The sequence below is a fragment of the Variovorax guangxiensis genome (assembly GCF_003952165.1).
Classification (GTDB): Bacteria; Pseudomonadota; Gammaproteobacteria; order Burkholderiales; family Burkholderiaceae_C; genus Variovorax; species Variovorax guangxiensis.
Genome location: NZ_RXFT01000001.1, coordinates 999901 through 1022545, shown reverse-complemented (window position 1 = coordinate 1022545; position 22645 = coordinate 999901). Strand labels below are relative to the sequence as shown.

The 22645-nt window shown below is 68.4% G+C and carries 19 protein-coding genes; 9 read left to right on the top strand and 10 right to left on the bottom strand.

Annotated elements, in window-relative coordinates:
• The first annotated feature begins 35 nt into the window (after positions 1-35).
• From EJP67_RS04905 to EJP67_RS04885, 5 genes are all read left to right on the top strand, one after another.
• Positions 36-830, top strand: coding sequence for a LuxR C-terminal-related transcriptional regulator (locus EJP67_RS04905; RefSeq protein ID WP_126020026.1), 795 nt, complete (start codon positions 36-38; stop codon positions 828-830).
• An 8-nt stretch (positions 831-838) separates the two neighbouring features.
• On the top strand, positions 839-1819 hold the full coding sequence (locus EJP67_RS04900; RefSeq protein ID WP_126020024.1) for a sensor histidine kinase: 981 nt from the start codon (positions 839-841) through the stop codon (positions 1817-1819).
• 81 nt (positions 1820-1900) lie between these two features.
• Positions 1901-4276: a Tex family protein gene (locus EJP67_RS04895; RefSeq protein WP_126020022.1), complete on the top strand. Its 2376-nt coding sequence runs from the start codon at positions 1901-1903 to the stop codon at positions 4274-4276.
• An 88-nt stretch (positions 4277-4364) separates the two neighbouring features.
• Positions 4365-4628, top strand: coding sequence for a prevent-host-death protein (locus EJP67_RS04890; protein ID WP_126020020.1), 264 nt, complete (start codon positions 4365-4367; stop codon positions 4626-4628).
• Entirely contained in the window at positions 4625-5698 is a 1074-nt protein-coding gene (locus tag EJP67_RS04885; protein WP_126020017.1) for a patatin-like phospholipase domain-containing protein, read from the top strand. The genes EJP67_RS04890 and EJP67_RS04885 overlap by 4 nt, the downstream gene beginning before the upstream one ends.
• Here EJP67_RS04885 and EJP67_RS04880 read toward each other — a convergent pair.
• From EJP67_RS04880 to EJP67_RS04860, 5 genes are all read right to left on the bottom strand, one after another.
• Positions 5662-6027, bottom strand: coding sequence for a hypothetical protein (locus EJP67_RS04880; protein WP_126020014.1), 366 nt, complete (start codon positions 6025-6027; stop codon positions 5662-5664). The two genes, EJP67_RS04885 and EJP67_RS04880, sit on opposite strands and share 37 nt — an antisense overlap.
• On the bottom strand, positions 6027-6407 hold the full coding sequence (locus EJP67_RS04875) for a RidA family protein (RefSeq protein WP_126020010.1): 381 nt from the start codon (positions 6405-6407) through the stop codon (positions 6027-6029). The genes EJP67_RS04880 and EJP67_RS04875 overlap by 1 nt, the downstream gene beginning before the upstream one ends.
• On the bottom strand, positions 6404-7855 hold the full coding sequence (locus EJP67_RS04870; RefSeq protein ID WP_420824256.1) for an efflux transporter outer membrane subunit: 1452 nt from the start codon (positions 7853-7855) through the stop codon (positions 6404-6406). The genes EJP67_RS04875 and EJP67_RS04870 overlap by 4 nt, the downstream gene beginning before the upstream one ends.
• A 70-nt stretch (positions 7856-7925) precedes the next feature.
• On the bottom strand, positions 7926-11021 hold the full coding sequence (locus EJP67_RS04865; protein ID WP_126020005.1) for an efflux RND transporter permease subunit: 3096 nt from the start codon (positions 11019-11021) through the stop codon (positions 7926-7928).
• Entirely contained in the window at positions 11014-12180 is a 1167-nt protein-coding gene (locus EJP67_RS04860; protein WP_126020002.1) for an efflux RND transporter periplasmic adaptor subunit, read from the bottom strand. The genes EJP67_RS04865 and EJP67_RS04860 overlap by 8 nt, the downstream gene beginning before the upstream one ends.
• A 186-nt stretch (positions 12181-12366) precedes the next feature.
• Between EJP67_RS04860 and EJP67_RS04855 the strand changes: the two genes are divergently transcribed.
• From EJP67_RS04855 to EJP67_RS04840, 4 genes are all read left to right on the top strand, one after another.
• A complete protein-coding gene (locus EJP67_RS04855; protein ID WP_126020000.1) occupies positions 12367-13077 on the top strand; it encodes a response regulator transcription factor in 711 nt (236 codons plus the stop codon).
• Positions 13070-14491 (top strand): sensor histidine kinase, encoded by a 1422-nt coding sequence (locus EJP67_RS04850; protein ID WP_126019997.1) that lies wholly within the window; start codon positions 13070-13072, stop codon positions 14489-14491. The genes EJP67_RS04855 and EJP67_RS04850 overlap by 8 nt, the downstream gene beginning before the upstream one ends.
• 75 nt (positions 14492-14566) lie before the next feature.
• Positions 14567-15547 carry a tripartite tricarboxylate transporter substrate binding protein gene (locus EJP67_RS04845; protein WP_126019994.1) on the top strand — a complete coding sequence of 327 codons (981 nt, stop codon included), beginning with the start codon at positions 14567-14569 and terminating at the stop codon, positions 15545-15547.
• Between the two features lie 220 nt (positions 15548-15767).
• On the top strand, positions 15768-17258 hold the full coding sequence (locus EJP67_RS04840) for a tannase/feruloyl esterase family alpha/beta hydrolase (protein ID WP_126019992.1): 1491 nt from the start codon (positions 15768-15770) through the stop codon (positions 17256-17258).
• 28 nt (positions 17259-17286) lie between these two features.
• On the opposite strand, the gene EJP67_RS04835 is transcribed toward EJP67_RS04840, so the two are convergent.
• Genes EJP67_RS04835 through EJP67_RS04815 form a run of 5 tightly spaced genes read right to left on the bottom strand, consistent with a single transcriptional unit; the run spans position 17287 to position 22633 of the window.
• Positions 17287-17673: a DUF4150 domain-containing protein gene (locus tag EJP67_RS04835; protein WP_126019990.1), complete on the bottom strand. Its 387-nt coding sequence runs from the start codon at positions 17671-17673 to the stop codon at positions 17287-17289.
• Positions 17674-17696: 23 nt separating this feature from the next.
• Entirely contained in the window at positions 17697-18431 is a 735-nt protein-coding gene (locus tag EJP67_RS04830; RefSeq protein ID WP_126019988.1) for a DUF3540 domain-containing protein, read from the bottom strand.
• On the bottom strand, positions 18428-19540 hold the full coding sequence (locus EJP67_RS04825) for a pentapeptide repeat-containing protein (RefSeq protein WP_126019986.1): 1113 nt from the start codon (positions 19538-19540) through the stop codon (positions 18428-18430). The genes EJP67_RS04830 and EJP67_RS04825 overlap by 4 nt, the downstream gene beginning before the upstream one ends.
• The gene (locus EJP67_RS04820; RefSeq protein WP_126019984.1) at positions 19537-22191 is read right to left on the bottom strand and encodes a DUF2169 family type VI secretion system accessory protein; all 2655 of its coding nucleotides are present in this window, start codon (positions 22189-22191) and stop codon (positions 19537-19539) included. The genes EJP67_RS04825 and EJP67_RS04820 overlap by 4 nt, the downstream gene beginning before the upstream one ends.
• Before the next feature lie 7 nt (positions 22192-22198).
• The gene (locus EJP67_RS04815) at positions 22199-22633 is read right to left on the bottom strand and encodes a hypothetical protein (RefSeq protein ID WP_240650497.1); all 435 of its coding nucleotides are present in this window, start codon (positions 22631-22633) and stop codon (positions 22199-22201) included.
• Positions 22634-22645 lie beyond the last annotated feature (12 nt).

Genomic DNA, 22645 nt, shown 5'->3' with positions numbered 1-22645 from the left:
GAACAAGATGGACTAGTTGTCACAAAGGGGCTGAAATGGAAAGCGATCTCGACGTTTCATTGACAGATTCAAGCAACTCCGCTAGGAAATACACCAACCCTGGCCAGTTCGGCGGACTACTTTCACCGTCCGCGGATACCCTCCCTTGGCCCGACTTCCTGACCGGGCAACAGACCAAGCCGGTGCGCGTCCTGCTGGTGGACGACGACCCCTTCGTGCGCCGCGTCATCGCGCAGGAATTGCTGGGCGATCTGCGCATCCAGCTCGAAGGGCAGGCAGGCACGCTGCGCGAAGGACGGCGGCTGCTGATGCAGCACGAGTTCGACGTGCTCATGGTCGACATCCGCCTCGGGGACGGCAGCGGATTCGAGCTGATCGAGGAGGCCAAGCGCCATCGCAGCGCGGCCGAGATCATCGTCATTTCCGCCCTCGAGGACGAGCCTCAGGTGCTGCATGCCTTCGAGCTCGGCGCCTCCGGCTACCTGGTCAAGAACGCGTGGTTCCAGAGCTATGCGCAGGCCGTGCTGCAGGTGGTCAATGGCGGTGCCGCCATCACCCCGCGGCTGGCCCGCCGGCTGCTCGTGCACCTCGATCACAAGCGCTCCAACGTGAACCCGGTGCGCCCGCCGGACAGCAAGGCGACGTTATCCGCCAGGGAGCGCGAAGTGTTGCGACTTGTAGCGACGGGCTACGTAACCGAAGAGATCGCTTTGCAGCTAACCATCAGTGCCCAGACGGTTAACGCGCACGTCAAGAACATCTACCGCAAGCTGCATGCGCACACCCGCGCGCAGGCCGTGAGCTTCGCCTCCCATCGGGGACTTCTCTAGGCCATGCCATGCTCGCGCCGCAGGTCCTTCAGCTTCCGCATCTTCTGGAAGACCAGTTCGTGTGGTTGTCGATCGGCTCGTGGTGCGTACTGCTCGTCTGGCTGCGCCAGCACGTCTCGCGACGCCGGCTGCTGGCATGGGCCGCGCTCGCGGGCGCGCTGCACCTGACGCCGGTCGCAGCGCAGGCCATCAGGGCAGGCTCCGCTGTCACCGTCATGGCCAGCGACATGCCGTTCGCCTTCTGGGCCCTGCAGGCGGCCAACCTGCTGGTGCTGGGAATGATCCTGGGCATCTGGTACGTCTCGCAGCGTCGGGCCGCGCGCTTTCGCCAGGCCCAGGCGGTGATGGCCGAGCGCCGCCGCATCGCCAACGACCTGCACGACGGCGTCGGTTCCCGGCTCGTGGCGCTGCTGGCCAGCCAGGACCCGAAATCGGGCGGCCCCGGCAGCCTCTCGATGGCGCTGCAGGCCTGCCTGCTCGAACTGCAGATGACGGTGGACGACCTCGACGACCAGGGCGACAGCACCGTCGTCGAGCGGCTGGGCCACCTGCGTTACCGCCTGCGCCCCGCGTTCGAGCGCATGGGCGTCGCCTTCGAATGGAACATCTCGGCCGAGACTGAAAGCTTCCCGATGCCGGCGGAGACCGCGTCGCAGGTCTGCCGCGTGGCGCAGGAGGCTTTGTCGAATGCCTTGCGCCACTCCCGCGCGACCCGCGTCGAGCTGCGCGTCGCGCCGCAGGAGCAGGGCCGGGCGATGGTGCTCGAGGTGAGCGACAACGGCAGGGGGCTGGGCCCGGCCGGGAGCGCGCCGGCCGGGGACGCGGGCCCCTGCGGCAGTCTGGGCAAGGGGCTGCGCAGCATGCATTCGCGCGCCGAGGCGATCGGTGCCGAGCTCGACATCGGCCCCGTCGCGCCGCACGGCCTGTGCGTGCGCCTCGTGGTGCCGTGCGCAGCCGAGGCAAAGCAGGAATCCGAAAGCAAGCTGTAACACGCCCGCCGGCTTGCCCGGGGCGGATGCCGTCCCCGCCTATGGCAAACTCCCGCGCTTTGCCAGGGACGCGCTCAAGACATGCAGAAAATCATTCGCCAGCTCGCCGTCGAGATCAAGGTCGGCGAGAACCAGGTGAAGGCCGCCGTCGAACTGCTCGACGGAGGCGCCACGGTTCCATTCATCGCCCGCTACCGCAAGGAAGCCACCGATGGCCTCGACGACACCCAGCTGCGCGAGATTGAAGCCCGCCTTTCCTACCTGCGCGAACTCGAGGACCGCCGCGTGGCCGTGCTCAAGGCCATCGACGAGCAGGGCAAGCTGACGCCCGAGCTGCGCGCCGCCATCGAGCTGGCGCCCACCAAGCAGGAACTCGAAGACCTCTACCTGCCGTTCAAGCAGAAGCGCCGCACCAAGGGCCAGATCGCCCGCGAATTCGGCATCGAGCCGCTGGCCGACAAGCTGCTGGCCGACCCCACGCTCGATCCCGCCGTGGAAGCCAAGGCCTTCCTGCAACCCGCCACCATGCTGGACGACGGCAAGCCGGGCCCCGATTTCTCCACCGTGCCGCTCGTGCTCGACGGCGTGCGCGACATCCTTTCCGAGCGCTGGGCCGAGGACGCCGTGCTGGTGCAGAGCCTGCGCGAATGGCTCTGGAACGAGGGCCTGCTGCGCTCCAGCCTCATGGCCGGCAAGGACGAGAACAACGCCGACGTCGCCAAGTTCCGCGACTACTTCGAGTACGACGAGCCCATCGGCCGCGTGCCTTCGCACCGCGCGCTGGCCGTGTTCCGCGGCCGCGCGCTCGAGATCCTCGACGCCAAGCTGGTGCTGCCGGTGGAGCCCGAGCCGGGCAAGCCCAGCATCGCCGAAGGCCGCATCGCGCTGCACCTGGGCTGGAGCCATTCGGGCCGTCCGGCCGACGACCTGATCCGCAAGTGCGTGGCCTGGACCTGGCGCGTGAAGCTCGCGCTTTCCACCGAGCGCGACCTGTTCACCCGCCTGCGCGAAGACGCCGAGAAGGTCGCCATCAAGGTGTTCGCCGACAACCTGCGCGACCTGCTGCTGGCTGCCCCCGCCGGCCCGCGCGTGGTGATGGGCCTGGACCCCGGCATCCGCACCGGTGTGAAGGTGGCCGTGGTCGATTCCACCGGCAAGCTGGTCGAGACCGCCACCGTGTTCCCGCACGAGCCGCGCAAGGACTGGGAAGGCTCCCTGCACACGCTGGGCAAGCTGTGCGCCAAGCACGGCGTGAACCTGATCGCCATCGGCAACGGCACCGCCAGCCGCGAGACCGACAAGCTGGCCGCCGACCTCATCAAGCTGCTGGCCAAGATGGCCGCGCAGGCCGGCGCGCCCGAACTCAAGGTCGACAAGGTGGTGGTGAGCGAGGCCGGCGCCTCGGTTTACTCCGCCAGCGAGTTCGCCTCGCAGGAGATGCCCGACGTGGACGTGAGCCTGCGCGGCGCCGCCTCCATCGCGCGCCGCCTGCAGGATCCGCTGGCCGAACTCGTGAAGATCGACCCCAAGAGCATCGGCGTGGGCCAGTACCAGCACGACGTGAATCAGAGCGAGCTCGCCCGCACCCTGCAGGCCGTGGTCGAAGACTGCGTGAACTCGGTGGGCGTCGACCTGAACACCGCCAGCGTGCCGCTGCTCAGCCGCGTGTCGGGCCTGTCTGCCAGCGTGGCGAAGGCGGTGGTGCGCTGGCGCGAAGCCAACGGCGCCTTCTCCACCCGCAAGCAGCTGCTGGACGTGACCGGCTTCGGCCCCAAGGCCTTCGAGCAGAGCGCGGGCTTCCTGCGCATCCGCGGCGGCGCCGACCCGCTGGACATCACCGGCGTGCACCCTGAAACCTATCCGCTGGTCGAGCAGATCATCGTCAAGACCGGCAAGCCCATCGCCGAGCTGATGGGCCGCGCCGACATGCTCAAGACGCTGAAGCCTGAGCTCTTCGCCAACGAGAAGTTCGGCGTCATCACCGTCAAGGACATTCTGGGCGAACTCGAGAAGCCCGGCCGCGACCCGCGCCCCGACTTCAAGGTGGCGCGCTTCAACGACGGCGTGGAAGACATCGCCGACCTGAAGGAAGGCATGGTGCTCGAAGGTACCGTGAGCAACGTGGCCCAGTTCGGCGCCTTCGTCGACCTCGGCGTGCACCAGGACGGACTGGTCCACGTGAGCCAGCTGAGCCACAAGTTCGTGAACGACGCGCGCGAGGTCGTGAAGACCGGCGACATCGTCAAGGTCAAGGTGATGGAGGTGGACGTGGCCCGCAAACGCATCGGCCTGTCGATGAAGCTCGATGCCGCCCCCGCGCGCCGCGACGGCCCGCGCGACAACCGCTTCGAAGGGGCTGGACGCGGCCAGCAGCAGCACGGCCGCCGCGACAGCTCGCCGCAGCCGGCGGGGCAGATGGCCAATGCCTTCGCCAAGCTGCAGGGGCTTCGCAAGTAAAAAGGCTGGTCGCAGCGTCGGAATTTGATGCTGTGACTCGGCGCACGGTCGCTAACCAGTCCAAAAACAGTCTGATGGAGCAGCCGGAATGAAATCGTGGTTCGCGCAAGACGCGAAGGGGCACTTCGACGAAATTCCTGAGGCCTGTCTGGCCGATGGGGCGCAGGTGCCTGTCGGGACTGGCGACGCGGTAGCCATGCTGGTGCAGGCTGCGGAATTGCAAGCGATGACCAAGCCCTCGCTTAAGGACCTGCTGCTCTCGGCCGATGCCCGCACCAAATTTCTCGCTCCCGCGAGACATGCTGCGCATGCGCGCCGCGCGATGCGGGTTCTCGAAGCGGGTCAGACATGAAAGCCCTGCGCATCTACGCCGGCCCCGCGGCCCGCAAGCACATCGCGCAGCACGGCCTGCGCCCACAGGACGTGCGCACCATCCCCGGCGCGGCGGGCGGGCCGAAAGGGCTGATCCTCGGGCCGCTCGACCGCTTCATCTTCGGCCGCTGGCTGCCGCAGTCGAGCCAGCAGGTGCACCTGGTGGGCGCGTCGATCGGCGCGTGGCGGCTGTCGACGGCTTGCCTGGCGAACCCCGATGCCGCCTTCGAGCGTTTCGAGCACGACTATGTGCACCAGCAGTTCGAGGTGCCGCCGGGGCAGAAGAAGCTCAGCCCGCGCCAGCTCAGCGAGCGCTTCGCCGAGAGCCTCGAATCGTTCTATGGGGGTCGCATCGCCGAGGTGCTGGGCCATCCGCGCTACCGGCTGCACGTGGTGACATCGCGCGGCCGTCACATCCTCGGGCGCGAGGGCAGGGCGCGCACGCCGGTGGGTTACCTGGGCGCCTTCGCCACCAACAGCCTTCACCGCAAGAGCCTGGGCGCGTGGCTGGAGCGCTGCGTGTTCTCCACGCCCGGCGCGGCATTGCCGTTTGCCACGCGCGACTTCCGTACGCGCCAGCACGCGCTGAGCGAGGCCAACTTCAACATGGTGCTGCAGGCCTCGTGCTCCATTCCGTTCCTGCTGGCGGCGGTGCACGACATTCCCGGCGCGCCGCGCGGCGCCTACTGGGACGGAGGCATTACCGACTACCACCTGCACCTGGACTACCAGCCGGCCGACGAGGGCATCGTGCTGTATCCGCATTTCCAGCAGGCGGTGGTGCCGGGCTGGCTCGACAAGGGCCTGCGCTGGCGCCACAAGGCCAGCGGTTTTCTCGACCGCATGGTGGTGCTCGCGCCCGACCCGGAATGGGTGCGCACGCTGCCCAACGGCAAGCTGCCCGACCGCAAGGACTTCATCCACTTCGCGAACGACGCGCAGGCGCGCATCGCGGCATGGGGCCGCGCCACGCGCGAGGCGCGGCGGCTGTCGGACGAGTTCGAGGGCTGGCTTCAGCGCGACGGCGTGCCCGAGCTGCTGCCGCTCTGACCTGCTGGCGCTGCCAGTGCCAGGGGCGCCGCGCAGTCGAGGATGTTCACTTCCACCGCATCGCCGACCTTGAGTTCGGCGGCCGCGGGCCAGCGTCCGGTGCCGATCGAGCGCGTGTGCACGCCGCCGTTGCGGTAGCGCACGACGGCGTAAGGGGCTGCGGCACCGCCATCTGCACCGCAATCGCGATCGGCCGTGGCGGCCAGCTCGCCCATCTTCCCGATGCTGACGACCTGCGCGGCCCGCCAGCCGGCCGAACGGTCGAAGGAGTGCGCATCGAAGGCCGAGCAGCCGCCCAGCATCAGCGCACAAAGGAGAGCCGAGCGCATCACGGCACCGGCCTTGTCGCTGCGATCGCCGCCGTGGCCTGGATCTCGACGCGGTACTCGGAGTCGATCAGCTTCGCGCCCACCGTGGCGCGCGCCGGCGTGTGGCCGGCGGGCACCCATTCGTCCCACACCGAGTTCATCGCGGCGTAGTCGCCCACGGTGCGCAGGTAGATCGTCACGCTCACCAGGTCCTGCTTGGTCGCCCCCTGTGTGGCGAGCAGGCGGTCGATGTGGCGCAGGATCTCGCGCATCTGCCCGGTGATGTCCAGCGAGGGGTTCTCGGCCACCTGGCCCGAGAGGTACAGCAGGCGCGCGGCGCCCAGGTCGACGGTGACCATCTCGCTGAAGCGGGGGCCCATGTCGTGGCGGATGATGTTCATGGCGATGCGGGAGAGATGGAAGAAGACGAGACGATGGCAGCTTGGGGTGCATTCCACCAGCCACCGCCCAGCGCCTGGAAGAGGGCGGCCGCGTCGGTCAGCCGCAGCGCGCGGGCCTGAACCAGATTCAGCAGCGCCTGCTGCTGGGCCTGCTGCGCGATGCGCAGCGAGAGCGCGCTGGCATCGCCCAGCCGCACCTGCGCCTGCGTGCGCGCCAGGCTCTGCGAAGCCGCGCGCTCGGCCTTCACCGCCGCCTGCAGCGCGCGGGTGTCGGCGTCGATGGCTTCGAGCGTGTTCGCCACGTCCTGGAAGGCTGCAAGCACCGTCGCACGGTACTGCGCAGCCGCCTGGTCGAACGATGCGCGCGCGGCGGCCTCGCGATGCTTCAGCGCGCCGCCGTCGAAAATGGGCTGCGTCACGCTCGCGGCCACGGTCCAGAAGAGCGAGGAAGCCTTGAACAGGTCCGACAGCTTGTAGGCCGACGAGCCGTACGAGTTCACGCCCAGCGTCACGTTCGGCAGCCGTGCCGCGACCGCCACGCCGATGGCGGCGCTCGCCGACTTCAGCTGCGCCTCGGCCGCGCGAACGTCGGGGCGGTGCTCGACCAGGCTGGAAGGCAGGGTAAGAGGCAATTCCGTCGGCAGCTGCAGCGCATCGAGATCAAAGCGCGCCTCCACGCCCTGGCTCGGGAAGCGGCCGGCCAGCGTGGCCAGCAGGTTGCGCTGCTGCGCCAGCTGCCGGTCGAGCGGCGGCAGCGTCGCTTCGGTGGCGGCCAGTGCGGCCTCCTGCGCATCGACGTCGGCCGGCGCCGCCTGGCCCAGCGCCAGCTGCCTGCGATAGGCCTGCAGCACTTCCTTCTGGCCCGCGATGATCTTCAGCGTGGCGGCCTGCTGCGCGCGCAAAGAGGCTTCAGTGATCGCGGTGGTCACCACGTTGCTGCTGAGCGTGAGCTTCGCGGCCAGGCTCTCGAAGCGCTGCACCTCGGTTTCCGCCTTCGCGCCTTCCACCTGCCTGCGGGTGCCGCCGAACACGTCGGGCGTGTACGACACCGTCACCTGCGCAGTGTGCAGCGTGTACAGGCTCGCGTTGGACGACACCGGGCTCGCCACCGCGCTGGCCACGCGCTGCCGCGTGGGCGAGTAGCCCAGCGCCACGCTGGGCCAGAAGGCGGCACGGTCGGCAGCTTCGTTCTCCTGCGCCGCGCGCAGGGCGGCGTCTGCCGCCTCGATGGTCGGGTTGCCGGCAAGGCTCTGCGTGACCAGCGCGTTCAACGGCTCGCTGCGGAAGGCCTGCCACCACTGGGCCGGCACGTCGAGCTCGGGCGACAGGCGCGCCAGCGGCACGCCTTCGGCTTCCTTGCTCGCGGGTGGTGAGGAGGTATATCGCTCGGGCAGGTTCAGCTGCGGGCGGGCGTAGTCGGGGCCGACCGCGCAGCCGGCCAGCAGCATCGCCGCAATGCCGGCCGCCACGGGCGTCGCCAGGTTTGTCTTCTTTGTCTTCACTGGTTGTTCCGCTTTCCTAGCGATCGCGCCGCGAGCGCGTGCCCCAGCCCTTGCGTTCGAACACGCGCTCCATCGCGAAATACAGCGTGGGCAGGATGAAGAGCGTCAGCAGCGTAGACACCACCAGCCCGCCGACCACCACGGTCGCCAGGCCGCGCTGCACGTCGGTGCCCACGCCTGTGGCAAGCGCGGCGGGCAGCATGCCGACCGACGCCACCGTGGCCGTCATCAGCACCGGCCGCAGCCGCTCGGTCGCGCCTTCGAGCACCGAGGCCTGCAGCGCCAGCCCTTCGCCGCGCACGCGGCGGAAGTTGGCGACCATGATGATCCCGTTCTGGATCGACACGCCGAAGAGCGCGATGAAGCCCACGGCCGTCGCCACATTGAGCGTTTCACCGGCCGCGTGCACCGCGATCAGCCCGCCCAGCGTGGCCATGGGCACCACGCCGAGGATCAGCGCCACCTGCCGGATCTTTCCGAACTGGAAGAACAGCAGCACCGCCATGATGCTCACCACGATCGCCAGCGACACGCCCAGCCGCGCCTGCGCGCGCTGCTGGTTCTCGAACTGGCCGGCCCACTGCAGGCGGAATTTCGCCGGGTCGAACTTCACTTCCTTCGCGATGCGATCGCGCGCCTCGTCGAGGTAGGAGGCGAGATCGCGGTCGCGGTTGTCCACGCGCACCGTGATCTGGCGCTCGTTCATCTCGTGCGAGATCGTGCTTTCGCCGGTCTGAAGGCGGATGTCGGCCACCTGCGCGAGTGGCACCTTCGCGCCGCTTGAGCTGTTGAGCAGCAGCGCGCCGATGGCCTCGGTGTTGCCCTTGGCGCTCCTGGGCATCTTCACCGACACGTTGTAGGTGCGGTTGCCCGAGTACACGGTGATGACGGGCGCGCCGCCGATGCCGGTCTGGATCAGGTTGGCCACGTCGCTCGCGTTCACGCCGAAGCGCGCCGCCGCTTCCCGGTTGAACTGGATCACCACCTGCGGAATCGGCGGCTCCTGGAAGAGCGATGCCGACGCCGTGCCGCGCACGGTCTGCAGCAAGTCGACAATCTGGTTGCCGATGCGCCGGCTTTCCTTCAGGTCGTCGCCGTAGATGCGCAGCACCAGCGGGCTGTGCGCACCGCCCACGGCGTCGTTCACCCCGTCGATGATCGGCTGGCTGATACCCACGTCGAAGCCCGGCATGCGCGCGAAGCGCTCGGTCAGGGTGCGCACGAAGTCGGCCTTCCTCACCCCGGCCGGCCACTCGCCGTACGGCTTGAGGCCTACCGGCACCTCCATGTGCGAGGGCGTCCACGGGTCGGTGCCGTCGTCGTTGCGGCCGAGCTGCGTCACCACGTAGGAGACCTCGGGGTACTCGAGCAGCACGTGCCGCAGCTCGGTCGCCATCTCGCTGGCCTTGTCCAGCGACAGGCCCGAGGGCAGCTGCACCTGCAGCCAAAGCGCCCCTTCGTCGATGTCGGGCAGGAACTCCCGCCCTGCGGTGGAGCCCAGCACCACCACCGCGGCCAGCGCCGCCACGCTCAGCCCGTAGGCGATGGCCGGCACCTCCAGCAGCCGCGCCAGCACCCGCCGGTACGCGCCCGTGAGCCACACCAGCGGCTTGTTGACGAAGGGCTTGCTCGGCTTGCGCAGCGCCACGTAGGCCAGGCTGGGAATGAGCGTGAGCGCGCAGAGCAGCGCGCCCACCAGCGCGTAGCCGACCGTGAACGCCATCGGCTTGAACAGCTTGCCCTCGGCCCGCTCGAAGGCGAAGAGCGGGAAGTAGGCCGTGATGATGATCAGCGTGGCGAAGAAAATCGGCCCCGACACATGGCTCACCGTCTCGAGGATGTTGCCCTCGGTGAGCGTGGCGTGTGGCTCCTCTTCGCGGCGCCGCAGGATGGCCTCCATCACCACGATGGCGCCGTCCACGATGATGCCGAAGTCGATCGCACCCAGCGAGAACAGGTTGGCCGGCATGCGGGTGAAGTGCATCACGATGAACACCGTCACCAGCGACATCGGAATGGCCACCGCCGCCACCACCGCGCTGCGCGGGCTGCCCAGGAAAAGAATGAGCACGAAGCACACCAGCGCCATGCCTTCGAGCACCGTGTGCGTCACCTTGTCGACCGTGAGCTTCACCAGGTCGTCGCGGTCGATGTAGGGCACGATCTTCACGCCCATGGGCGCGAGTTCTGCCTGCAGCTCGTCGATCTTCCTGTGCACGCCTTCCAGCACGCGCGAGGGGTTCTCGTACTTGAGCATCAGCACGATGCCCTCGATGGTGTCCGGGTTGGTGTCCTTGCCCAGGATGCCGCCGCGCTCCTGGTGGCCGAACTGCAGCCGCCCCAGGTCGCGCACCAGCACCGGCGAGCCGCTGCTCTGCGCCACCACCACCGAGCCCAGGTCGTCCAGCGTGCGGATCTGGCCGATGCCGCGCACCACGTAGCTCTGGTCGCCGCGCGCGATGCGCCCGCCGCCGGCGTTGGCGCTGTTGTTGTTGATGGCCGTGACCACGTCGTTGAGCACCAGACCGTATTTCTGCAGGCGCGCCGGGTCCAGCTCCAGCTGGAACTCGCGGGTGAAGCCGCCGAAGTTGTTGATGTCGACCACGCCGGCTACCTGCTTGAGCGCGGGAATCACCTTCCAGCGCTGCAGCTCCGAGAGCTCCATCAGGTTCTTTGTGTCCGACTCCAGCGTGTAGCGGTAGATCTCGCCGGCCGGCCCCGCCACCGGCCCCAGCCCGGGCTGCGCGCCCGAGGGCAGGCTGACCTGGCCGATGCGCTCGGTCACGCGCTGGCGGGCGAAGTAGTCGTCGGTGCCGTCCTTGAAGGTCAGGGTGATCAGCGAGAGGCCGAAGGTGCTGCTGGAGCGGATCGAGGCCAGCCCCGGCGTGTTGCTCAGCGCGCGCTCCAGCGGCGTGGTGATCTGCTGCTCGATCTCCTCGGCGGCCAGGCCGTTGACCTGCGTGGTCACCTGCACGTTCACGTCGCCGAGGTCGGGGTAGGCCTCCACCGTCATCTGCGTCCATGACCACGCGCCGAAGAGCACGAGCGCCACCGACATCGCCCAGGCCAGGTGCCTGCGGCGGAAGAACTGGGTGATGACGAGATTAATCATTCAGCAGCACACCGCCACGGACCACCACGCGCTCGCCCGCGGCCAGGCCGCTGCGGATGCGGACCTTGTCGCCGTCTTCCCGGCCCAGCTCCACCGTGCGGCGCACGAAGGTCCAGGGCTCGGCCTCGACGAAGACGCTCACGCTGTCGTTGTTCATCAGCAGCGCCGATGCCGGCACCTGCGGCTGCGCGCCCTGTGGCACGCCCAGCACCGCCGTCGCGTACATGTTGGGCTTGAAGATGCCTTCGGGGTTGGCGAACGCGATGCGCGCGCGGGCGCGGCGCGTGTCGGCGTCGAGCACCGCGCTCACGAAGGCGACCTTGCCGGTGAAGCTGCGGCCCGGGTAGGCGGCCAGCGTGACCACCACGTTCTGCCCGGGCGCGACCGTGCCCACGACACTCTCGGGCACGTTGACCGTGACCCAGACCGAATCGAGGTTCGACACCGTCATCAGCGCCGCGTTGGCGTCGTTCAGGTTCGCGCCGGCGGCCGCGTTCAGCGCGGTGATCGTGCCTGGCGCGGGCGCGACGATCTTCAGCACCGGGCCGGCCTGGGCTCCGCTGCCTTCCGCGCCGAGGCTGCGCAGACGTGCCTCGCTGCGCTGCAGTTCAGCCTTCTGCTGGGCGACGGCGCTCTGGGCCGCTTCCACGTCCTTCACGGCGTTGGAGCCGGCCTCGTTCACGCCGCGTGCACGCACCAGTGCGCGCTGCGCGAGGTCGAGTGCGTCGCGGGCCTTCTGCGCGTCGGCCAGGGCCTGCGCGAGGTCGGGCGAACTCATCGTCGCAAGTACCTGGCCGCGCTTGACGATATCGCCCAGGCGCACCTTGAGTTCGAGCAGCCTGCCGGTCAGCGGCGGGAGGATGTTGACGGTATTGGCCGGGTTGGCCTCCACCGTGGCGGGCAGGCTCACCTCGTGCGGCAGCGTGTCCTGGCCGACCGTGGCAACGAGCAGCCGGTCGCGCAGCGGCGAACCGGCAGGTACGCTCAGGCGGTTGCCCTGGCGCACGAGCATCGGCGCGGGAGCGGCGGCCACCGTGGTGGCGGCATGGGCGGTGCCGTGGAAGGAGTCGACGAAGGAGTCGAGGTATAGGGCCGCGCAGGTCATCACGCCGAAGACGATGCGCGCGGGAGTGATCTGGTAGAGGGATTTCTTCTTCATCGCGATACGGATCTCGCGGGACGGGCGCGCCGTGCACGGGACGCCTTCCCATGCCCTCGATCCGCTCCCGTCTCCTGCCGGGGAGCGTAAGAAAAGGCGCCTGAAGAAGCTCCCAAGAAATCCTGAAGTTCTCTTAAGGATCGGACCGGTGGCCGGAAGTCAGGAACGCGCGGCATGATCCGCGCCATGAGAATTCTGCTGATCGAAGACGACCGCAAGGCCGCCCGGCTGCTGGCCCGGGGGCTGCAGGAAGAGGGCTTCGTGGTCGACGTGGTGCACACCGCGGAGGAGGGCGACGAAGAGGCTTTCGTCGTCGCCTACGACCTGATCGTGCTCGACTGGATGCTGCCCGGAAAGGACGGCCTCACCCTGTGCCGCGACCTGCGCCAGCGCGGCTGCAAGACGCCCGTGCTCATGCTCACCGCCCGCGATGCGCTGAGCGACCGCGTGGCTGGCCTCAACACCGGCGCCGACGACTACCTCACCAAGCCCTTCGCCTTCGACGAACTGCTGGCACGCGTGCGTGCGCTGTTGCGCCGCTCCGAACTCGTGCGCCCGACGGTGCTTTCGCTGGCCGACCTCAGCCTCGATCCGATGAGCCAGCGCGTGCTGCGCGGCGGCATGGTTCTGGAGCTGACCCACAAGGAGTTCGCGATCCTGCAGATCCTGCTGCGCCACGCCGGCGAGGTGGTCAGCCGCTCGCGCCTGGCCGAGCAGGTGTGGAAGGACGACCTGATCGCCATCGACAACCTGATCGACGTGCACATCAGCAACCTGCGCCGCAAGGTCGACGCGCCGCCGGCCGCGCCGCTGATCCAGACCGTGCGCGGGCGAGGCTTCAGGCTGGCGCTGGCGGACGACGGCGCAGGTGGCGGCGGAAGCGTCGCGCATGCTTAGCTTCCGCAAGCGGCTGGCGCTGGCGCATGTCAGCGTGATCGTGGTGGTGATGGCGGTCGCCGCCCTCGGCTCGTACCTGGTGTTCTCGCGCAACGTGCACCGCGAGCTCGACGCCGCGCTGCTGGCGCTGGCCGAGACCGAGATGGGCATGCTGCTGTCGGCCGGCGAGAGTGACACCGTCATCGTCCACGAGGCGCCACCCGGCCCCGGCGCGCCCTCGTTCGTGCGGCTCGACCGGCTGGTGCAGATCGTCGATGCCGACGGCCGCGTGCTCGCGCGCAGCAGCAACCTCGGCGAGGCGCAGCTGCCCATTCCGGCCGCGCTGCGCGAGCGGCTCGCGGCGGGCGAGACCGTGTTCGAGACGCTCGACGGCTACGGCGAAGAGCCTACGCGAATGGTCTCGGTGCCCGTGCCGGGCCGCGCCTCGCTGCTCGCGGTGCAGGTGGCGGGCTCGCTGGACGACGTGAACCGCACCGTTGCCATGGCCAGCGCGCTGTTCATCATCCTCGGCGGTGCGCTGCTGCTGGCGCTGGGCGCGGCCGGCGCGCTCATCACCCGGCGCGCCTTCGGCGCCATCGACGACGTGGTGCGGCAGGCCCACCGCATCGGCGACGCGAACCTCGGCGAGAGGCTGCCGCACCCCGGCACGCGCGACGAGATCGGACGGCTGGTCGACACGCTCAACGACATGCTGGCGCGCATCGAGCAGGGCATGGAGGCGCAGCGGCGCTTCACGGCCGACGCCTCCCACGAGCTGCGCTCGCCGCTGTCGCGCCTGCGCACGGAGCTGGAACTGGCTCTGCGCAGGCCGCGCGAACCGGCCGCGTACGTGGAGACGCTGCGTTCGTCGCTGGAAGAAGTCGAGTCGCTCACGCTGCTCGTCGAGGAACTGCTGGTGCTGGCCCGGCTCGACGCCGGCCAGGAACGCGATGCGGTGGAAACGGTGTCGCTGAACCAGCTCGCCGAGGAAACATTGAGGCGGCTGGAGCCGCTGGCGCGCGAGCGCCGCCTTGCCCTGTCGCTGGAACCTGCACTGCCAGTGGCTGCGCGAGTCGCCCGTGGCGCGGCCAGCCTTGCACTTGCCAACCTGCTCGACAACGCCCTGAAGTTCTCGCCGCCAGGCACCACCGTGCGCATGAGCCTGCGCGCGGATGCGGAGGCGAACGAGGCCGTCATCACCGTGGCCGACAGCGGCCCCGGCATTCGCGGTGACGAAATGCCGCACCTGTTCGAACGCTTCTACCGCGGCGCCACGGCGCGCTCTGACGAGAAGACGCCGGGCCTGGGCCTCGGGCTGGCGCTTTCGCAGGCGGTGGTGCACGCGCATGGCGGGCGGATCGAGGCAGCGAACGAGAGCGGGGGCGGGGCGCGGTTCGACATGAGGTTGCCGCTGGCGGTGCCGGGCAAACCCTGACCGGGCACGCGGATGGCGCTTCGAGAATGACCCGGTCCATTCCCGAAACGACGCAACGAAAGGGTCCCCGCCGCCATGTCCCAAGCCACGCTGTCCCGCCGCCGGTTCACGCTCGCCACCGCCGCCGCAAGCCTCGCCTTGCCGTCCTTCGCGCAGACCGCATGGCCCACCAAGCCGATCCGCGTGATCGTGCCCTACACGCCCGGCGGCTTCACCGACCAGATGGCGCGGCTGGTGCAGATCGGGCTGCAGACGAAGCTGGGGCAGCCGGTGCTGGTCGACAACAAGCCGGGCGCCAACAGCCTGATCGGCGTCGATGCGATCGCGAAGGCGGCGCCGGACGGCACGACCTTCGGCGTGGTCATCGCGGCCTATGCGGCCAACACCACGCTGTACCCCAAGCTGCCCTATGACCCGCGCAAGGACCTGACGGGCGTTTCGCTGATGGGCGTGTCGCCGCTGCTGGCCGCGGTGAACATGGATGCACCTTTCAAGACGGCGCGCGAGCTCATCGACTATGCGCGCGCCAATCCGGGCAAGGTGAGCTTCGGCTCCTCGGGCAACGGCTCGGCCGCGCACCTGACCACGGAGCTGTGGAAGTCGCTGACGCAGACCTACATGATCCACATCCCGTACCGCGGCGCGGTGCCGGCGCTGACGGACCTGATGGGCGGGCAGATCCAGCTTTTCTTCGACGCGCCCACGGGCCTCATCAACCAGGCCAAGGCCGGCAAGGTGCGGCTGATCGGCGTGGCGGGCGACAAGCGGCTGGCGGCGGCACCCGATGTGCCGACCTTCATCGAGCAGGGTTTCGCGGGCTTCACCGGCAGCACCTGGGCCGGCATGCTGGCGCCGGCGGGCACGCCGCGCGACATCGTCAGGCGCATGTCGCAGGAGGTGGCGAACATCATCAGGAGCGACGACACGCGCGCCAAGCTGGATGCGATGGGCACCATTCCCGCGGGCAGTACGCCGGAGGAATTCGATGCGTTCATTACCGCTGAAACGGCGAAATGGGGAAAGGTGATCCGCACCGCGGGCGTGAAAGCCGAATAACAAGCGCAGCAGCGCTTTCAAGGTAATTCAGTCGTTCAAGACAGGTTCCGAGGTCCGGAAGGTCATTCGGATGGCGCTGCACGGATAGTGCGGCCCATTGCAGGGCAATCGAGAATTTCACTGCCTCAAAAGAAGGCACGGGTCCATCCACGCTGATTCGGAAAGAAGAGGCGGCGGCGGTGGGTTTGTGAAATCCAAATCGATACCCTGGAGACAAATCTTGAACAAGACGAAGATTTCCGGCTTTCATGGAGCAACACGGTGGTCGGGGCGGCTGCTTCGGCCATTTCTCCTCGCAATGGCCTGCGGCGCGTTCATTTCATCGGCACACGCGGCCAACGACATTTCCGGCACGCTCATCAGGACCTGCTCCAACCAGTTGAACGGCTCGCGATATGCCGATGCGATGCTGGACGATTTCCGCGGCACCCGCTTTCCTTCGCCCAGGACGGGCGGCTTCACGGTCACTTCCGTCGAGCAGGTCTGGCTCGCATTGCCGGCCTATTGCCTCATCAAGGGAACGATCCAGCCGACTTCTCCGGGCGGTGTCGATCCGGCGGTGAAGGACCCGAGCTACCGCGTGTCCGACATCAATTTCCAGATCTATGTCCCGTCGCAATGGAACGGCAAATTCGTGCAGCTCGGCGGCGGAGGTTTTGCCTGGAAGACCGACGTGGTCGCCAACGGCATCCAGACCAATCTGCAGTATTCGCCCTCGCTGCAGGGAATTGCGCTGTCGAATTACGCGGTGATCCTCGCCGATGCGGGCGTCGGCGATTCGGGCAAATCCTTCGACCCCGAATTCGTGCAGGCCGGCAGGAAGCTCAGCGACGTCGCGAAGCAGGAAATGGTGAAGAACTTCGGCCAGGACTCCATCAAGAAATCGCTGGACGTCGGGCTCTATCTATTGAAGAAGCTCACGGGCAGCAAGCCGACCGACACCTATTTCATAGGCATTTCCACCGGCGGCCGGCAGGCGTTGAAGGCCATGGCGAACTGGCCCGACGCCTACGACGGCATCGTCGCCGGGGCACCGCCCGTGGACGAGACCAACCTGCTCAAGACGATCGAGGTGCCGGCGGTGGTCAACGACTGGGTGGTCAACTGGGCCGGCGCCTCGGCAATGATCACCAGCCTCTTCGGCCAGCAGGTGTCGCAGCAGACCCTGAGCGACGGGCTGGGCGCGGTCTCGCGGCACCTGGCGGACGTGGCCGTCGAGTCCGGCGCGGACTACGACGGCTACAACAGGCTGCTCGACGAACTCGCGCCCGTCTGGAACGTGCAGCCTGCCGAACTGCTTGCGTTCTTCGATGCGGCCGCAAGCCAGAAGAAGGCGGGCGGAAAGGGCAAGAAGATCATCATCTACCAGGGCACCTCGGACTTTCTGGTGCCCTGCACCCAGGCCGGCGAGTTCGTCAGCAAGCTGGCGGCCTTGCCCTCGGGCGGCAAGGTGACGGCAAGCGACATCAAGGGCTCGGTGCGTGCCTATTTCATCGAGGACTACAGCCACGGCTTCTACAACACCAACTCGCTGCTCAGGCGGGTGGGGCTGACGCCGCTGCAACTGGCCTGGAATGCCGTTGCGGATCTCGACAACTGGGTGCATGACGACCAGGCCCGCTATGGCGCGCCATCGCTTGCGAGGAACGCGACGGGCGAGATTCCGGCGAACCAGTCGCTGGGCGCGTGGAAGTGCATCGCGACACCCTGAGGCCGGGAGCGCCTCCGGGCGCCCGGGATCAGGGTGCCAGCACCAGCACCTTGAACTGGCTCGGCACGATCCGCATGCCGACGATGTTGCAGCGGTTCTGCACCGACAGGCTCGTCATGCGCGTGCACGGCGTGCCCTTCAGCAGCACGGTGAATGCGCCGGTGATGTGGCGCGAGGGCCCCATCACCGTCTGCGACACCACGCCCATCAGCACCCCGGCGTTGTCGCCGTTGGTGATGGGCGTGACGGTCGCCAGGTTGTGCGCGGGAGTGCCGCCGTAGAGGATGTTCCAGGCGTTGGGGATGGCGGTCGGCCCCAGCGCGAAGTTGGGGTAGGGAATCGGCAGCGCCGGCGGCGTCTTGCAGACGTCGGGGAAGGCGAGGTCGACGCCCATCATCTGTGCATTGGCGAACATGGCAACGGCTCCTTCGTTCGGGGTCAACCCATGTGGATCTGCTCGGCATCGACCTTGACCAGCCCCTTGCTGGTGAGCAGCGTGTTGTTCGAATGCAGGCGCAGGGTCTGCTCGGCCTGGATGTCGAGCTGGCCGGCACGCACCTGTTCCACTTCCTCGGTCAGGCGGAAGCTCGAGCGGGTGAGCAGGTTGAGGCGCTCCAGCACCACTTCGCAGGCGCGCCCGACGAAGCGCGACACCAGCACGTTGAAGCGGACGCGGGCGCCCTGGTAATCCATCTCGCCGATCTCGCAATGGGCCTGCCGGGCCTGCGCGCGCCACTCGGGCGACTGCATGGCGATCGAGGTGTCCGACTCCAGCGCCATGGGGCCGGCGCTGCGCGCGCGGATGCCGCCCGAGCGCGACAGCAGCGTCAGGTCGCCGTCCACGGCCAGCGTCGACTGCCTCGGGTCGGCCTGGGCGACCACCGCGATGACGAAGCTCTCGCCCTGGCGGGTGGAGGTGATCAGCACCGTGTCGCCCGGCGCGGGCAGCAGCAGGCAGCTGGCGACGCGGCGGCAGCGCAGCGATCCCTGGCCGTCGTCGAGGCCGACCTCGAACCAGGGATCGCCATCGCTGGCGATCACCGTGGCGGTCCGCGTGCCGGAGTCCGCGCGGGCCGCGTTGGAAGGGCGTTGCATCAGCGGATCCAGCACGCCCTGCGTTGCATGGTGTGCGGCGGCGACCGTGTCGCCGGCTGTGTTCCGGGTGGAGTTCATCGGTTGTCTTTCTTGGGGCGCCGGCCATGGATGTCGCGGTCCAGGCGGGATGCGCGCTCGGGTTGGTCCAGCGCCACCTTCTCGGCTTCGTGCAGCGCGGAGTCACGGTCCAGCGTACCCACGCGGGTGCTGAACCTGGCGCCGTCCAGGTCGGCGCGATGGAATACGGTGCGCAGGAAGGCGGCATCGCGGAAATCGGCCTGTACCAGAAGGGCGTAGGAGAAGTCGGCGTAGTCCAGCCGGCTGCCGGCGAACGAGGTCTGCCCGCAGTGCGCGCGATGGAAGACGCCTTGCTCGAGCCGCGCCTGCGAGAAGTCCGCGCCGTCGAGATGGGCGTCGATCCAGATGCTGTTCTGGAAGTGGCCGAGCCGTGCATCGGCGCCGCGCAGGTCGGCCTCGGGAAACAGGCACTGCATGGCCTGCGCCCCTGCCAGCACCGCGTTGCGCAGGTCGGCGCCCTTGAAGTTGCACTGCGTGAGGCGTGCATCGCGAAAGCGGCACGCCGTCAGCACCGCATCGATGAACTGGCAGAGATGGAACTGCTGGCCGGAGAAGTCCTGCCCCGCAAGATCCGCCTCGCTGAAGATCGCGTTCGTGAAGCTGGCTCCGGCATAGCGCGTGCCCGTCAGCGTTGCGCGGAAGAAGATGGTCGACGAGAAGGCCACCTCGTTGAAGGACGCTCCAGTCAGGTCGCACTCGGAGAACACGGCCTTTTCGAGGCTGGCACGGTCCAGGCAGGCGTCGTGCAGCTTGCTCTGGTGGAAGTTCGCCTGGTCCATGAAGGCCTCTTCCAGCCGGATGCCCGAAAGGGTGCAGCCGCTGAACACCGAATGCGGCATGGAGGCCGAATCCAGCACCGCGTCCTGCAGGCTGCACTCGTGGAAGGCGGCTCGCGTCAGTTCCGCCGCCGGCAGCTGCGCCTGGTCGAAGCGGCACTTCTCGAAGATGGATTCGCCCAGCTGCGCGGCATCGGCCCGAACACCCCTGAAGCTGCATTCGCTGAACACGCCGCCGCGCAGGTCGATGCCCCTCAGATCCATGTCGCTGAAGTCCTTCTCGCGGATCGGCTCACCGTTGCGGACCTGGGCTGCCAGCGTCTCGGCGTTCACGCTCTGCCCGCCTCGGGGCGCCGGGGCAGTGTCTTCATCTGGTCGATGTGGGCGCCCAGGGTGAGCGTGCCCGGGCTGATGAAAACCTGGGCGACATCGGCCCGGAACAGGTTGGCCTCGCCAAGATCGGCATCGACCAGGCAGGCCTTCTGGAGGTTGGCATTCATGAGATTGGCGAGCCGCAGGGAGGCACGCGTGAAATCGGCGCGGATGAAGAGGCTGTCGGGCGCAGCCGCCGCGCGCAGGTCCGCGCCCTTGAGCGACGCGGAGGAAAAATCGCAGGTGTCGAGCGTGGCCCGCCTGAAGTTCGCGCCATCGAGCGGCAGCTCGCGCAAGGTGCAGTGCACCAGCGTGGCATCTTCGAAGTCGGCCTCGCGAAGATCGGTGGTGCCGACGAAGCTCGTGGTCTTGAGGAGGGCACGCCGGAAGCGCGTGCCCTTGTGCAGCGGGGTGTGGGCCCAGCTGCAGGCTTCGACGGTGGCGCCGGAAAAATCCACCGACTCGAATTCGGCCTGTACGAACAGCACCTTTTCCAGGCGCGCCTCGCCGAAGTCGCAGCGCGTCAGGCGGCAGTGTTCGGCCATGCTCAGGTAGCTCAGGTCGGCGCGCCGCAGGCTGCAATCGGCCAGCTCGATTCCCTGCAGCAGCAGATGGCTCCAAGTCGCTTCGTCGAGGCAGCAGCGGTCGAGGCGCAGCTTTTCCATCTGCGTGCGCTCGAAGCGGGCCTTTGCGAAGTTGGTGTTCTCGCAGCGGGCGAGGCTGAGGTTGGCGCGCTCGAGGTTGCAGCCTGTCAGCGAGGCCTGGCGCAGGTCGGCGCGCACCAGCACCGATTGGCTCAGGTCGGCGCCGTCCAGGCGGGTGCCCTGGAGGCTGGCGCCTTCGAGCAGGGTCTGGTGCATGCGGGCGCCCCGCAGATCGAGGCCCGAGAGGTCGCAGCCCGTCAGGTCCATGGCGGACAGATCGCGGTCCGCGGCCATGGCGGCGAGCACGCGTTCGCGCGCCTGCGCATTCTGTTCGGCGGCCATCGGATCGGCGGCCGCCTGGTGGTGGGCCCCCATGCGGTACAGCGCCAGCATGTCCTTCTGGCCCCGCTGTCCGAGGGCCTGCAGCTCGGAGTGCTCGGCGGCGCTCATGGCCGGGGTGTCCGTGGCCGCGGCGATGCCGCCCAGCCCCTTGAGGATGGTTTCGGCCTCGAATTTCGGCGGGCCCTTGAGCTGCGCGTTCCGGCTTTCTTCGATGATCCGACTGCTGTCGAAGCCCGCCTTGCGCGATTCGGATGCGTTCTCCAGGGCCGCCTTCGCGACTTCCTGCCTGGCTTCCTCCAGCTTGCGTTCCTGCTCGCGCTGGTAGGCGCGCGTCTTCTCGATGAACTCGGGCAGTTCGGCCAGCGTGGGCATCTTGTCGAAAGGCTTCGGCAGCGGGCGTTCCCGGAAATGGCGCGGCTTGTGGCCGGCCTCCAGGCCGCGCGCCGTCAGTTCGGCGCGCAGGCGCTCGCCCTTGTCCTTGATGTTCCTTGCCAGGATCGATTCGCGCGCGTCGATCTGGTCCAGCCAGGGGCCGATGGCCGAGGCCGGCAGCAGTTCCTCGTCGAGGAACGCATGGATCGCGCCTTTTTCGAGGTTGCAGCGGTTCTCGAAGACTTTTCCGTAGTGGGAGAGGGGGCGCGGCGGGCTGTCCGCCGACTCCATCGCCGGCATGACGTGCGTGATGTCCGCGGCATCGTCCTCGGCGATGAGCGTCTCGCCGTGAAAGATCAGCATGACCTGCTCCACGTGCGGGAAGAACCAGGCCGTGGTCAGCCGCAGCGGCACCTCTTCCAGCGCAAGCGGCTGCGCAGACTTGCGTGCGACGAAGCCGCGTGCGCGCAGGTCCGGAAGCCGCCCGCGCAGCACCGCGTGCTCCGGGTGCATGTTCCAGATCTCATAGGGCGCGGCCGCGGGGATGGACAGTTCGTCGTTCCAGCGTTGTTCGGCAGCCGCGGCGTTGAAGAATTGCCAGTCCATGTCGCGCGCGAAGCCGGGGTAGAGCGTCTCGCGCCACTGGTCGCCGTAGTCCGTTCCGAGCAGCTTCATGCGCTCGGGCAGGTCGACGTCCATCGCACCCGGGCAGGCAGGGGCCGGACGCCGGTCGGGGCGGTCCATGCCATGGCCCGGGCGTTCGACGTTGGGAAGCCGCTGCACAAGCAGGCCGTTGACCATCTCGGGGGCGTAGCCGATGCCCGCGGGGTTGGCGGCGAAGCCCGGGCCGCCGAATGCGTGCTGCCAGTCCAGACGCATGGTGTCGAAAGCCTGCGGCTCGGTGGCGCGGCCATCCAGCCAGTAGCGGTCGCCCGAAACGAGGAACTGGCGCCGCAAGGCGCCTACGCTCACCTCGACCGCGCAGCGCGTCTTGTCCTGCTGGTGGCAGGTGTAGGCCTGGCCGCTCACCAGGAACTCGGGCCGCAGCTTGGGAATGCCGAGATCGATCGCGGACTGGTTTCCCACTTCGGCGGAAACGGTCTTCCAGAGCTCCGTCTCCGGCAGCAGCACGCCCCCTTCGCCGAGGGTGTGCATGCCGATCACGGTGATCGCGAGGCGCTGGCTTTGCTGGCTTTGCCCGCGCAGGAAGGGCCGCGTCAGGACGCTCAGGCGCAGGGGTTTGATGGTCTTCACGGCTGGATCAGCGCCTTGCGCCGCGGATCACCAGCGGGGTGCGCGCGCGGTCGATGGCCAGCCGTGACGGGTCCTGCGGGTCCTGCAGCAGATGAATGTCGGGCCGGCCCGCGGAAAAGTGGGCCAACAGATCTTCGTCGATGAGCGTGCGCAAGGTGGTCTGCTGCTCGACGCCGGCGGCATCGGTGTAGGCGATGCCCAACTGCACGGCCGTCAGGCGCTGTCCGACCGGGCCGCGCCGGGAATAACCGCTGGGCGAGCGCAGCACGGAAACCGCAACGCCCTGCAGCGGGCGGCCGTCGGCCTGCAGCTGCTGCCACAGCCGGCCTTCCTCGGCGTAGGCACGATGGCTCATCAGCGACACCGCCAGCACGACCCCGGCAAGCGCGATCACGCCCAGGCTGACGACGCCGAACACACCCCACAGAACGATCTCGAGCACGCTTTCCACGCC

Bases quoted from the DNA above. Each gene is read 5' to 3' on its own strand.
- EJP67_RS04905 (WP_126020026.1), top strand. From the start codon at position 36: ATGGAAAGCGATCTCGACGTTTCATTGACAGATTCAAGCAACTCCGCT.
- EJP67_RS04900 (WP_126020024.1), top strand. From the start codon at position 839: ATGCTCGCGCCGCAGGTCCTTCAGCTTCCGCATCTTCTGGAAGACCAG.
- EJP67_RS04895 (WP_126020022.1), top strand. From the start codon at position 1,901: ATGCAGAAAATCATTCGCCAGCTCGCCGTCGAGATCAAGGTCGGCGAG.
- EJP67_RS04890 (WP_126020020.1), top strand. From the start codon at position 4,365: ATGAAATCGTGGTTCGCGCAAGACGCGAAGGGGCACTTCGACGAAATT.
- EJP67_RS04885 (WP_126020017.1), top strand. From the start codon at position 4,625: ATGAAAGCCCTGCGCATCTACGCCGGCCCCGCGGCCCGCAAGCACATC.
- EJP67_RS04880 (WP_126020014.1), bottom strand. From the start codon at position 6,027: ATGCGCTCGGCTCTCCTTTGTGCGCTGATGCTGGGCGGCTGCTCGGCC.
- EJP67_RS04875 (WP_126020010.1), bottom strand. From the start codon at position 6,407: ATGAACATCATCCGCCACGACATGGGCCCCCGCTTCAGCGAGATGGTC.
- EJP67_RS04870 (WP_420824256.1), bottom strand. From the start codon at position 7,855: ATGCTGCTGGCCGGCTGCGCGGTCGGCCCCGACTACGCCCGCCCGCAG.
- EJP67_RS04865 (WP_126020005.1), bottom strand. From the start codon at position 11,021: ATGATTAATCTCGTCATCACCCAGTTCTTCCGCCGCAGGCACCTGGCC.
- EJP67_RS04860 (WP_126020002.1), bottom strand. From the start codon at position 12,180: ATGAAGAAGAAATCCCTCTACCAGATCACTCCCGCGCGCATCGTCTTC.
- EJP67_RS04855 (WP_126020000.1), top strand. From the start codon at position 12,367: ATGAGAATTCTGCTGATCGAAGACGACCGCAAGGCCGCCCGGCTGCTG.
- EJP67_RS04850 (WP_126019997.1), top strand. From the start codon at position 13,070: ATGCTTAGCTTCCGCAAGCGGCTGGCGCTGGCGCATGTCAGCGTGATC.
- EJP67_RS04845 (WP_126019994.1), top strand. From the start codon at position 14,567: ATGTCCCAAGCCACGCTGTCCCGCCGCCGGTTCACGCTCGCCACCGCC.
- EJP67_RS04835 (WP_126019990.1), bottom strand. From the start codon at position 17,673: ATGTTCGCCAATGCACAGATGATGGGCGTCGACCTCGCCTTCCCCGAC.
- EJP67_RS04830 (WP_126019988.1), bottom strand. From the start codon at position 18,431: ATGAACTCCACCCGGAACACAGCCGGCGACACGGTCGCCGCCGCACAC.